This is a genomic window from Lachnospira pectinoschiza (assembly GCF_020564355.1).
In the GTDB taxonomy this organism is placed as follows: Bacteria; Bacillota; Clostridia; order Lachnospirales; family Lachnospiraceae; genus Lachnospira; species Lachnospira intestinalis.
This window is the reverse complement of record NZ_JAJCRR010000001.1, coordinates 469,523-482,168: the sequence shown is the minus strand read 5'-3', so window position 1 is coordinate 482,168 and position 12,646 is coordinate 469,523. Positions and strand designations below refer to the sequence as shown.

At 41.0% G+C, this 12,646-nt stretch carries 8 protein-coding genes; 1 reads left to right on the top strand and 7 read right to left on the bottom strand.

Going from position 1 to position 12,646, the window contains the following annotated elements; genetic code table 11:
• Nucleotides 1-21 precede the first annotated feature (21 nt).
• The 3 genes from LI288_RS02285 to LI288_RS02275 form a co-directional block, all read right to left on the bottom strand.
• On the bottom strand, nucleotides 22-843 hold the full coding sequence (locus tag LI288_RS02285) for an OadG family protein (RefSeq protein ID WP_227089291.1): 822 nt from the start codon (nucleotides 841-843) through the stop codon (nucleotides 22-24).
• Nucleotides 844-860: 17 nt separating this feature from the next.
• Nucleotides 861-2,309, bottom strand: coding sequence for an acyl-CoA carboxylase subunit beta (locus LI288_RS02280; protein WP_022432311.1), 1,449 nt, complete (start codon nucleotides 2,307-2,309; stop codon nucleotides 861-863).
• Nucleotides 2,310-2,469: 160 nt separating this feature from the next.
• Nucleotides 2,470-3,123 carry a thiamine diphosphokinase gene (locus LI288_RS02275; RefSeq protein ID WP_227089290.1) on the bottom strand — a complete coding sequence of 218 codons (654 nt, stop codon included), beginning with the start codon at nucleotides 3,121-3,123 and terminating at the stop codon, nucleotides 2,470-2,472.
• Between the two features lie 253 nt (nucleotides 3,124-3,376).
• Here LI288_RS02275 and LI288_RS02270 point away from each other — a divergent pair, with 253 nt between their 5' ends.
• Nucleotides 3,377-4,093: a hypothetical protein gene (locus LI288_RS02270; protein WP_022432318.1), complete on the top strand. Its 717-nt coding sequence runs from the start codon at nucleotides 3,377-3,379 to the stop codon at nucleotides 4,091-4,093.
• A 189-nt stretch (nucleotides 4,094-4,282) separates the two neighbouring features.
• Here LI288_RS02270 and gltA read toward each other — a convergent pair whose 3' ends face one another.
• The 4 genes from gltA to LI288_RS02250 form a co-directional block, all read right to left on the bottom strand.
• Nucleotides 4,283-5,668 carry an NADPH-dependent glutamate synthase gene (gene gltA / locus LI288_RS02265; protein WP_022432319.1) on the bottom strand — a complete coding sequence of 462 codons (1,386 nt, stop codon included), beginning with the start codon at nucleotides 5,666-5,668 and terminating at the stop codon, nucleotides 4,283-4,285.
• 36 nt (nucleotides 5,669-5,704) lie between these two features.
• Nucleotides 5,705-6,589 (bottom strand): sulfide/dihydroorotate dehydrogenase-like FAD/NAD-binding protein, encoded by an 885-nt coding sequence (locus LI288_RS02260; protein WP_022432320.1) that lies wholly within the window; start codon nucleotides 6,587-6,589, stop codon nucleotides 5,705-5,707.
• Between the two features lie 81 nt (nucleotides 6,590-6,670).
• Entirely contained in the window at nucleotides 6,671-8,353 is a 1,683-nt protein-coding gene (locus LI288_RS02255; protein ID WP_227089289.1) for a chitobiase/beta-hexosaminidase C-terminal domain-containing protein, read from the bottom strand.
• Between the two features lie 402 nt (nucleotides 8,354-8,755).
• Nucleotides 8,756-12,583 carry an Ig-like domain-containing protein gene (locus LI288_RS02250; protein WP_227089288.1) on the bottom strand — a complete coding sequence of 1,276 codons (3,828 nt, stop codon included), beginning with the start codon at nucleotides 12,581-12,583 and terminating at the stop codon, nucleotides 8,756-8,758.
• Nucleotides 12,584-12,646: the final 63 nt, after the last annotated feature.

Genomic DNA, 12,646 nt, shown 5'->3' with positions numbered 1-12,646 from the left:
TGATTATCAAATATTTTAATTTTATTTCCAGTTATTCTGTCTGCCGACTTTTCTGATGGAACGAACTACCAGTCCATCTGCCGCAGTACCTTCTGATGCAGCAATCGCCGCCGTAATAACAGCAACCAGTTCGCAGTCATCTTCTTCCTCGTCTTCCGGTTCTTCAACAACCGGTGCCGGTGCTGTCTGCTGTGGTTCTTCTGCTGTCTGTTTCTTTGCTCCGATTTTATTAACATGCTGAAGCAGAGAAATGATATAAGAAATGAAAATCAGCACAATAAATACCGTACCCATACCGAGTACTGTATTTAATACAGCCTTTTCCATCTTCTCACCTGTTGTATAAGTCGGGTTAATTGCACCGCTGTCCAGATTGAAATCATCATCGATGACCAGTTCAAATGCACAGGTTCTTGTTTCATACGTTGCATTGATTGCAATCGTGCACAGTGTTCCTGTTTCATCACTGACTCTGACATCTTCTTTGTCAATGGACTTTAATGCGCCTAAATCTTCTCTTGTTTTAACCCAGCTGTTATAAAACTCAATCGTCTTGTCGTTCATGCCCTGCATATTTACGACATAGACTTTTCCATTCACATAGCTGAGTGTCTTTGCTGCTTCGCCATCTGCTTTAATCTGTGCATCCGATGTCTGGTCTAAATATACCAGCATATCTTCTGCCCACTGTACCATATCTGAGGCATACTGATTGACCTTCATATCTTTAAGGCTCGTCTTAGCACTGTCTGAAGAAATGGTATTGGTGCAGGCTGTCATACTGAACACGCAGGCTAACACACAGAACAACACGAAAAAGCGTTTGATATTAGTTTTCTTCATATTGTTTCACCTCATTATCAGACCGTTCCATGCTTCTTAACCGGACGATCCTCTCTTTTTGTGTACAGCATTTCAAACGCTGCCGCAACATACTGTCTTGTTTCCTCAGGATTGATAATTGTATCCACATAACCTCTTGCTGCTGCAGATTCTACGCTGGACTGTAACTGTGCGTATTCTGCTGCCTTTTCAGAAATCTTTGCGTTGACATCTTCTGCCTTATCAATCTCATCTGCATACATAATCTTTGCTGCACTGGCTGCATCCATCATACCGATGCTTGCTGACGGCCATGCGTATGTCATATCTGCACCGACTGCTTTGGAATTCATTGCCACATAAGCACTTCCGTAAGCTTCGCCGATGATTACATTAACCTTTGGTACGGTTGCATTTGCAAATGCATATGTAAGCTTTGCTGCTGCCTTTGCAATCTTCTTTTCTGAATCAACTGTTGCTTCAAAGCCCTTTACATTGGTAAGGGTCAGCACCGGAATTTCAAATGCATCACAGAAATTTACAAATTCTGCAGCTTTTTCAGCACCGTCAACGGTCAGTACCGGTTCAAACTTTTCTGCTGCTTCGCCTTCGTCATCAAAACGGACTGTTCTGTTGGCAACGGCGCCGACTGTTGTACCGTTAATCTTTAACAGACCTGTTACAACACTCTTTGCAAATTCAGACTTTACTTCCATAAATAAGCCGTCATCTGCAATATCTGTTAATGCAAGCACTGCATCTGCTGCTTCTGCTTCCATATCCGCACATGCTCTATTTAAATCATCTTCGCAGTCTGCATAAGCTACATCGTCATTATTGGCCGGAAGAAGAGATACAAGCTGTCTGATGCCGTTTGCAATTGTTTCCTCATCACCTGTAAAATCTGCAACACCTGCTTCTGCCTGAAATGCAGCAGATGCTGTGTCTAACTTGGTATCATTGTTGCCATCTAATGCATTCGGACTGTTCACAAATAACTTTCCGTTCTTTTCTTCTACAAATGTAAAATCAGAAAGTTCTGAAAGAACTGCAAGACCGCCGCCGCAGCTTCCGTAAACAGCCGTAATCTGTGGTACAAGACCGGAACATAATGACATCTTCCGGTAAATTGTTCCGAAACCATTCAAAGCATCTGTTGCTTCCTGAAGTCTTAATCCTGCACAATCTATCAGGCCAATAACCGGCGCTCCCATCTTCATAGCCATATCGTAAAGTCCTGTAATTTTCTTTGCATGCATTTCGCCGATTGAACCGCCTAAAACTGCCGGATTCTGGCTGTATACATACACAAGACTTCCATTAATTACTCCGTATCCGGTAATAACACCGTCTGCCGGAGTGTCTTTTTCCTGCATGTTAAAATCTGTTGCTCTGGCTTTTACACCTGCTCCGATTTCAACAAAACTGTTGTCATCAAGAATTGCTTCAATGCGTTCTCTTGCTGACGCCTGTGTTGTGTTACCCATTCTCTAAAGACCTCCTATACTTTTTGTAATAATGTAACAATCTATTGTCTATTTTATAACAATATTTCCCAAAAAACAAGCTTTTTGTAGAATCTTATTTACAATTCTGACAATTCCTTTTAAATTGCATAATACTTTAAAAAAAGCATCTGACACAAGCCTAATCCCTGCTCTCAATTGCCGCCACAATCCCTTTTTCAATCAGAATTTCCGCAGTTTCTTCTTTTATCTCATTGCTCTGGCAGATGCTTAACCCCTGCCGTAAAATGTATCCGTTCAGCGGATATTTCAAGCCTTTTAATGTAAGAACCACTTCCTCTGTCATCGGCACAAATGAAATATATTTTCCGTACTGATCTGCCTTTTTTATGGTTTTATTTCCGTTTAACAGATAGATTTTGTTGTATTTATCATAAATATAGCACTCTGTTCCCGCTTCTAATGCCTCTTTCATCATAAAAATATTCGTCAGCGCATGGTCATAACGTGTTCCCGTCGCCCCTAAAATGTCAATGACCGCAGGGTGATGCTTTAATGCTGTAATTACAGCCAGATGTGTATCGGTATAATTTTTTTCCGGCGGATAGGTCACAGTCTGCGTATCTTTTTTATAGGTATCAAGTAATTGCTCATTAACCGAATCGTAATCCCCCAAAATGTAATCCACCCGGATTCCCAGTTTATCCGCATGTACCAGTCCGCTGTCTGCCGCTATGCAGTAATCATATGTTTTTGCGGAAAGCCAGTCTTTCGCCCACTCATAATCTACTGTACCGCCCGTAATAATCAAAATCTTTTCTGCCATAATTTTCATTTTATCCTTTCTGCACTCACGAATCATCTCTTTCCGTTCTGCTTTGTGTAATGATTCGTTATTATATATTTCTGACTTTGCCATGCATGTCCGTAAAATTCAAAGTTTCTCCGCACGTCGCATTGCCTGTGCTTATTATATGATAACAATTTTAAAGTTCTTTGTACAAGTTCTTTTTTTCTTCACATTTTTGTTTTATACTAAAATTTGGAGTAAAACCCAAAATCTGATTGAGATAAGAATGGAGATTTTTATGGAAAACAAACATTATGAACCGGTCGCTTATCTTCCGAAAGAGCAGGCTGAACGTTTTCAGGAATTTTTAAAATTTTCGGGAATTGCAGACATTGAAATGAATGTCAATGAATTAAACAGCACTTATTCTGTCAGTGTTGCTTCGGGCGATTTTGAAAAAGCAGATAATCTTTATCATGTTTTTTCCGAAAATGAACTAAAAAAAGATTCTACGGAAGACGAGCTGACTCAGGGTGGCAGTATTTACAATAACTCTGCCGAAAAATACAGCGACAATCTCTCCTCTGCCATCACATTTTTTGTGTGCGGCGGTGCGGGACTGATTATTTTACTGCTCAATGACTTTAATGTACTTCACCTGTTCCACTTTTCAGGTGCTTCCGCAATCCTGACAAATGTTGTGCTTGGCGGACTTTTTATTGCATTTTTACTGATTGGCTTCAAATCACTCAAATATTCCAAAAATATTAAATCACAGATGAGTGTGGAAAATGAACTTTCAGATAAATTAAACAACTGGCTTGCCAAAAACGTGTCACCGGAAGCCATTGAAGCTTCTTACGATGGCAGTATCCCGGAAGAAATGAAGTATTTTAACCGCAGCAGCTATTTAAAAAACGCGCTGTCAGAAGCCTTCCCGGATGCAGATGATTCTGTTATCGAAGTGGTCAGTGACCAGTACATTGAAGATACTTTTAATTCTTCACATGAATAATGCCTTTAAATATTTTTGATTCTGCTATGTTTTAAAACTATTCAAAAACCGCAGGAATGTGAACCAGACTCCGGATTCCCGGACATCTGTCACACTCCTGCGGTTTTATTTTTTATGATACCAGGGTCAAAAGATCTGAACCCACATGAGCTTGCTCATAGGTGGGTGAATGATCTTGTGACCGTATAATTATTTGTTTGAAAGATATTCATCAATACCCTTAGCACCGGCTTTACCTGCACCCATGGCAAGAATAACAGTTGCTGCACCTGTTACGGCATCACCACCGGCATAAACGCCTGTCTTTGTTGTCTTACCTGTTTCTTCCTCTGCAATAATGCACTTTCTGTTATTGATATCCAGTCCCTTTGTTGTAGAAGAAATCAATGGATTTGGAGATGTACCCAGTGACATGATTACTGCGTCTAAATCCATTACATATTCAGAACCCGGAACTTCAACCGGTCTTCTTCTTCCTGAAGCATCCGGTTCGCCCAGTTCCATTTTAACGCACTTCATACCCTTTACCCAGCCGTTTTCATCAGCGATGATTTCAGTCGGGTTTGTCAGAAGGTCAAAGATGATACCTTCTTCTTTTGCGTGATGTACTTCTTCTGCTCTTGCAGGAAGTTCCGCTTCACTTCTTCTGTATACGATATGTACTTCTGCACCAAGTCTTAACGCTGTTCTTGCAGCATCCATGGCAACATTACCGCCACCTACGATAGCTACCTTATTGAATCTTGCAATCGGTGTATCGTAATCATCGTTGAACGCTTTCATCAGGTTGCTTCTTGTAAGGTATTCATTTGCAGAAAATACGCCATTTGCATTTTCACCCGGGATACCCATAAATCTAGGCAGACCTGCACCGGAACCGATAAATACAGCTTCAAAACCTTCTTCTTCAATTAACTGGTCGATTGTCATAGACTTGCCGATAACAACGTTTGTTTCAATCTTAACGCCTAAGCTCTTTACATTTTCAATTTCACTTGCAACAACGGTTGACTTTGGCAGACGGAATTCAGGAATACCGTAAACAAGTACACCGCCCGGCTCATGAAGGGCTTCAAAGATTGTTACGTCATAACCCATCTTTGCAAGATCTCCTGCACAGGTAAGACCTGAAGGACCTGAACCAATAACGGCAACTTTCTTATTCTTCTTTTCCGTAGATTTTTCCGGCTTAATCTGATTTTGCCTTGCCCAGTCAGCAACGAAACGTTCCAGCTTACCAATAGAAATTGCTTCGCCCTTGATACCGCGGATACATTTTCCTTCACACTGGCTTTCCTGTGGACATACACGTCCGCAGACAGCCGGAAGTGCTGATGACTGACCGATAATCTTATAAGCAGCTTCAAAATTCTTTTCTTTAACTTCATGAATAAATGCCGGGATATTAATGGATACAGGGCATCCCTTAATACACTGTGCATTCTTACAATTAATACATCTGCTGGCTTCTAATACAGCTTCTTCTTCGTTGTAACCCAGACAAACTTCATCAAAATTCTTATTTCTTACGTCAGGAGCCTGCTCTCTGACTGGTACTTTCTTTGTAACGTCCATTATGGAACCTCCTACCTGTTGTTTTATTTTTTATGATTAATCGTTGCAGTTGCCACAGCCGCCGTGATGTGTATCACCTTCCTGAAGCTTTAACATGGCTCTGCCTTCTTCTGTCTTATACATCTGCTGGCGTTTCATTGCCTGATCAAAATCTACCAGATGTCCGTCAAATTCCGGTCCGTCTACGCAGGCGAATTTGATTTCGTCGCCAACCTGTAAACGGCAGGCACCACACATACCTGTACCATCAACCATAATCGGGTTCATGCTGACAATTGTAGGAATTCCCAATTCTTTTGTCAACAGACAGACAAACTTCATCATAATCAGAGGTCCGATTGCGATACAACGGTCATACTTTTTGCCCTGATTGTTTACTAAATCCTTTAATACATCTGTACCCATGCCTTTTCTGACATAGCTTCCGTCATCGGTTGTAATGTAAAGATTACCGGCTACAGCTTCCATCTCTTTTTCAAGGATGAGTAAATCTTTATTTTTTGCACCCACAATAACATCGGCATCAATGCCATGTTCATGCAGCCATTTTACCTGTGGGTAAACCGGTGCTGTACCAACACCACCTGCTACAAACACAAGCTTCTTTTTCTTTAATTCTTCAATATCTTCTCCAATTAATTCTGAAGGACATCCGAGTGGTCCTACGAAATCTTCAAAAGCATCTCCCGCCTTTAAATGTGCCATCTTTTCTGTAGATGCGCCCACTGTCTGGAACACAATTGTAACAATGCCCTTTTCACGGTCAAAGTCGCAAATAGTAAGAGGAATTCTCTCTCCTTTTTCGTCCATCTTTACAATGATGAACTGACCCGGCTGGCAGTGTCTGGCAACTCTTGGCGCCTCAACATCCATCAGGTAAATTTTGTCTGCTAATTTCTCAGCTTTCTGAATCTTATACATCTTAGTACCCCTTTCAATTTATATTCCGTGTATATAAAAAGACACGTTTATAACATAGTAAATCGCGGCATTGCTGCCTTTTTAATAAGAAGATGCCTGATATGCGCCTTCTGTCCCTGTAATCTGGTAGCATTTCCCATTTTTAATGCCTACCCCGTAGTTTCCCTCTGTCGTGGTCTGTGTGCCGGATTTTAAATCCACCCGGATCTCATACAGTTCCGTATCGTTAATTGTGACATTTCCCACATAAGAAAAGACTGCCGCCGCACCATTTGGTGCTGTCTGCTCATCTGCATTGAGCATTCCAAGTTCTTTCATGCGGTCTTTTAAAATCTCTAACGCTTCTGTATACGTATAGGATTTTTGTGGATTCACAATATAATTCTTCCTTGCAACAGAACTTACCAGATCATGTTCATCAACTGCAACGGCTGATACAACAATATTGCCTTCCGGCATTGAAAAAGGCTCTGTATAAGCCTGTGAATCTGTTGTCGGTGTCGTTCCGTCTGTTGTGTAATAAATTTTCGTGCCATCTGCAGCATCAATGGAAATTTTTTCTCCATATTCATAAGTGCCTGATGACGGACTGATGACCGGCGCATCCGGCTTCTGATAGTTAATAGTATAGTCAAATTCCGCAACCGGACTATATACACCGATTGTATTGACCGCAACGGCTTTCAACGCCGTAATACCACCCTCAAGCGCAATCGCTTCTGTATACTGTGTACTGCTGCTGTCCGGCTGTGTACCGTCTGTTGTATAATAAATCGTACAGGAATCCTCTGCAAATAAAGAAACCTGTAATTCCCTTTGATACTGTCCAGGTGTTTCGGATACAGTCGGTGCCTGTACTTCATACTGGGATAACAACTTCTGGGCATCTGTTCCCTGATACTGTGCAATCAATTTATTCAAGGCATCGCCGTCTTCTTTATCCGCATAAAACTGTGCCAGTGCAGATAATGCATTCTCATTATTTTTATCTACCTGCAAAATCGCAAGCAGCATATCCAATGCCTGCTGTTCTTCTTTATCCTGCTGATAGCACTGATAAAGTGCATACATCATATCTACATTTTTTTTACCCTCACCGGTCTGATAAGCTTTGGCAAAATATTGCTTTGCATTATGATAATCCTGTTTTTTTAACAATTCCATGGCTTTTTGATAATTATAAGAATAGGATTTGCGGTTGGAAATACCCCATACGGTAATTCCTGCAATCACTGCGACGGTCACTGCCGCCACAATTCCCACAATCAGTATTTTCTTTTTTTTATCTGCTTTCAAAGCCGTTTTGGATGTTTTTTTCGATAAATCTGTTTCCGGCTTATCAGTGTCCTGCTTACCGTTCCCCGGTTTATCCATTCCGGGGTGTACTTTTACCGGTTCTATTACCTGTGTTTCTAAAGACACCTTTGTTTCTGTCGCAGCTTTTTTCTCCATGGCGGCTTTCTGCATGCTTTTCTGCTGTTTTTCCTTCTCCGCCTGTCTTGCCTGAAGCTGGATATCTACTAAATCCGGCAAAACCTGAGTCTTCATCTGGGCAGCATCTTTTTTCCCTGCATTTCCCGCGGCTGTAGAACGGACAGGTATTTCCTGTTTTCCCATTGCAGCCTTTGCTACATTGGTTTCTTCTTCTACCAGCTTTTCAATGGATTTTGCAAGCTCTATATCAATCTCTTCTTTATTATCGTTACTCACTGAGCCTAAATCAGTACGCGTATCGTCTGGTTTACTTTCATCATGACTGCCCATAGCTAACTCCTATTTCTTTATTTAACATGAACAATCATACCATATACAAATGATTTTAGCAATAAATGATACTGTGAATTTTTTGACAAAACAAACCCACCCTTCTTTTGCACTTTTTATTTATATATTTTATTGTTTGTTTATATTTCGTACACACTTTGCTCACAATTCCCAGATATAATAAATCTCGATAGCAAAGATATTCTTTCTATCTCCCCCTCATATTTTTTTGACCGGTACTCTCCCCAAGGGTACCGGTTTTTTATTACTTTTTTTAATTCTATATCTGCTAAATCGGCTTTCAATAATTCCTGCACTACAATAAAAAGCAGCCACAGACGTTCTTCACGAACCGCCTGCGGCTGCTTTTATTAATACCGGAATACCACTACTGTGTTATTCTTACCGGATATTTGTTACTCTTACTGTGCATGACAAAGTCTTATTATTTAAGACTGCTGTTACAGTTGTCGTACCTGCCTTACGGGCAACTACATGACCTGTTGAGTCGACTGTGCAGACTCTCGGGTTACTGCTCCTCCATGTCACCTTGCTGTTACTGTCGTTACCGATAACATCCAGCCAGTATGAATCATACTGTTCCAAAGTGATGCTTGAACGGCTGATAGCCAGTGAATGGACTGTACAAGATGAAAGTGCAGTACCATTGACGCTTTCTGCCACAACTTCCGCAGTACCAGGACCCACTGTTGTAATTACGCCATTACCATCTACTACAACAATACCGGTATCTGTTGAATACCATTCATAGGAATCCGTATTAATTGCCGGACGCACTCTGACAGATAACTGTCTTGACTTACCGGTGAGCATATAGATTTCGCTTGAATTAATCTTAATGGATGTAATATTAACTACCGGTGTTACATATACCCAGCAGACACCCTTTACATTATTTCCATCCTTCGAAGTCGCTGTAATCTTACACTTACCTGTACTTAAAGCAAAGATTTCGCCGGCTTCATCAACTGTTGCAATTTCTTCATTAGAAGATTCCCATGTTACATCTTTAATCGATGCATCGTCCGGTTCAATAACTGCCTGTACAATGCGGGATTCTCCAACTAACATACGGACTGTATCCGGTTCAATACGGATAGATGTCACCGGATTTACAACCTGAACAACACAGGTAGCGGATACACCGCTGCCATCAGCTGCTGTTACAGTAATAACTGCAATACCCGGTTCACCCGCATTTAATGTACCGTAAGAGTCTACGGAACAGATTGAATTATCGGATGAGGTCCATATAATATTTTTATTGGTTGCCGTATCAGAACCTACCGTTGCTGTTAAAGTTCCGGAAGTTCCTACATTCATAAATTTATGTGTTTCACTTAATGTAATAGAAGAAACATATTCTTTTACATCAATCGTACAAGCTGCTGTCAGCTGGCACTCCTCTGTTGTAACAATGATTACGCAGGAGCCACCCTTTACTGCTGTTACAACACCCATTTCATCAACGGTTGCAACATCAGGATCACTTGAACGATACGTTACATTCTTATTTTCAGCATCATACGGCTCGATATTCGGAATAATCGCATACTTTGCACCTACCCATAATTCCTGATAATCAGAATTTAAGGTAATACCTGTTACCGGCTGTGTAACTGTTACAACACAGTATGCTGTCAGACCGGAATCCGGGTTTGTTGCAATAATAGAAGTTGTACCTGCACCGGTAGCTGTTACCTTACCGTCGCTTTCCACTGTACACACATCTTCATCACGGCTTTCCCATGTAATGATTTTGTTATCCGCATTTTCCGGAAGACAGGTTGCATTCAGCCAGAATACCTGACCTTTTCTTACTGTAATATCTGTTGTATTTAAAACAACCTGTGTAACCGGCTGTTTTACATAGATATTACACATTGCAGATGCCTTGCCATCTAATGATTCACAAAGAATTGTACAGCTTCCTGTTCCAACTGCCTGTACTAAACCGTTAGAGTCTACGATACAAACATTGGTATTAGAAGATGTCCAGCGTACTGTTCTGTTAGATGCCTCTAACGGAAGTACTTCTGCTGTAATTCTTAATGTATCTCCGATTCTCATAATTTCATCTGTATAATCGAGTGTAATCGTTTCTACCGGAATATCAATGACAAAATTACAGAATGCCTGAAATGCGCCGTCTTCAGTTTTACAAACTACTGCTGCATGTCCCGGTTTTACAAATGTTACAAGACCATTCTCATCAACCTTTACAATGCTTTCATCTGTAGACTGCCATGTAACATTTCTGTTAACACCTTCCCCTGCTGGAAGAACAGTTGCCACTAACTGGAACTGTCCGATAGACATAGAAGATTCTACCGATGTTTCATTTAATACAACACCTGTAACCGGTTCTCTTACATAAACATCACAAGTTGCTGTCTTTAATCCATCTTCTGTAATAACACTGATGGTTGCTGTACCGCCGGCTACACCCGTGATAGTTGCCGTGTAGCTGTCACCTTCAACTGTTGCAACGCTTGTATTTGAAGAAGACCATAATACTTTATCATTGGTTGGTCCTGCCGGATTAAATAACAGCTGGACCGTTCCGGTTGAACCTCTGTCAATCTGAATAGACGACGGATTAATGGATACTTCATTAACCGGTGTCGTTACATAAATAACACAGGTTGCTGTCTTCATAACGCCGTTAACGTTTTGTGTAACAATCAAATGTACCGTACCGGACTTCACACCGGTAATCTTAAATGTCTTACCGTCCTGCTCTACTGTAACCAGATCACCTGTCGGAATTGTTCCGTCATCCTTTGGCTGGTTTTCAAGCTTATAAGTAATTGGATTGGCTGTAATATCTGTAGCTGTTACAAGGGCTGACACTTCAATGGTTTCGCCCATGTTAACAGATGTCTTATCTGCACTTAATGCAAAATCATCAATAACAGTAATTTCATACACCAGCTGAATCGGCTGATTGTACTTTGTACTGAAATCATCTGCTGCTCTTGATGCATATATCTTTGCAGTACCGGCACCAATTGCCGTAACAAGACCTGTTGTTGCATCAACCTGCAGGACTGCATTGTTCGATGTTGTCCATGTAATCTCTGTCGGATTTGCTGATGTTGATAACTGCAGCTGGTCATCAACGTTCATATTGCTGACCTGATTGCCCAGTTTCTTAAACGGTACAACAACATCAACGGTATCATGCGTATACCATGTCTTATTGCCCTGTGCATCATATGCCGGAATACCTACTGTTACCGTAGAAACACCTGCATACTTACCAAGTACTGAACCGTCCTGTGCAACTTCAACAACCTTCGGGTCAGATGACTCGTAAAAAACACCTGCCGTTGCCGGATTATTGATGTTAGAACCAATAACATACTTCGTAAACTCTACATATGGTTCATCATTTAACTTTAAACACTTGCGGTTATTATTGTCTCTGTAAATGTTTGAATCATTAAATTCTACTTTTGCACGAACTGTAAATTCTTTGCAAAGAGCCTCTTCACCGCCGCCGTCTGCTGTTCTTACAATAACCGTTGCCTGTCCACCGCCGACAACCTTTAAAGTTGCCTGTGTGCTGGATGATGAAACCAGTTCAACTACACCGTCATGAGAAACGTTTCCACTGGTGTCGTTCTTTGTTTCAATAAAAATCTTGTTAGAATCACAGGTATTGGTTGTAAATGTGATCTGATCACCAACTGTATAAATCGTACTGTTGGAATGAGTTGTCGTAACTTCAAGCGGTACAACAACCTTTGCCGTCAGGCTGGTAACCAGTGACTTATTGATAATGGAACCTGTGCTGTCATACTGAATAGAATAGTATGTAGCTGTCACATCCGCTTTACCGGCATGTGCACCCTTAATAATAGGAATCATACCTTTTGCAGTGTCGTGATCCATTACATCATTTTCTCTGCGGAATGTAACAATATCGTTATTAGAAGATGTCCATTCGATATTATTACCATTTGGTGCGTAATTCTGGTTCGGATCCCCATTATCATCCGTACCGGTAAGAGAACTAACCTGTACAACCGAGTTAGACTCTTTATTGAATGCAATGCTTGCAGAAGTCGTTGACAATCTCATGGCAACACTGGTCGCAGCGTTGGCATAGAGCATATATCCTCCTAACAGAGCGATTGCAAAGATTGCAGCTGCCAGCACCTTCCAGCCCTTACGCAATCTTCTAATCTGATAAATTTTTTTCATAACAGACCTCTTTTCTACTGTATTCTAAATACCTATTTAGTCTATCGACTACATTTTGTGTTT

Coding starts and splice junctions, on each gene's coding strand:
- LI288_RS02285 (WP_227089291.1), bottom strand. CDS start 843: ATGAAGAAAACTAATATCAAACGCTTTTTCGTGTTGTTCTGTGTGTTA.
- LI288_RS02280 (WP_022432311.1), bottom strand. CDS start 2,309: ATGGGTAACACAACACAGGCGTCAGCAAGAGAACGCATTGAAGCAATT.
- LI288_RS02275 (WP_227089290.1), bottom strand. CDS start 3,123: ATGAAAATTATGGCAGAAAAGATTTTGATTATTACGGGCGGTACAGTA.
- LI288_RS02270 (WP_022432318.1), top strand. CDS start 3,377: ATGGAAAACAAACATTATGAACCGGTCGCTTATCTTCCGAAAGAGCAG.
- gltA (WP_022432319.1), bottom strand. CDS start 5,668: ATGGACGTTACAAAGAAAGTACCAGTCAGAGAGCAGGCTCCTGACGTA.
- LI288_RS02260 (WP_022432320.1), bottom strand. CDS start 6,589: ATGTATAAGATTCAGAAAGCTGAGAAATTAGCAGACAAAATTTACCTG.
- LI288_RS02255 (WP_227089289.1), bottom strand. CDS start 8,353: ATGGGCAGTCATGATGAAAGTAAACCAGACGATACGCGTACTGATTTA.
- LI288_RS02250 (WP_227089288.1), bottom strand. CDS start 12,583: ATGAAAAAAATTTATCAGATTAGAAGATTGCGTAAGGGCTGGAAGGTG.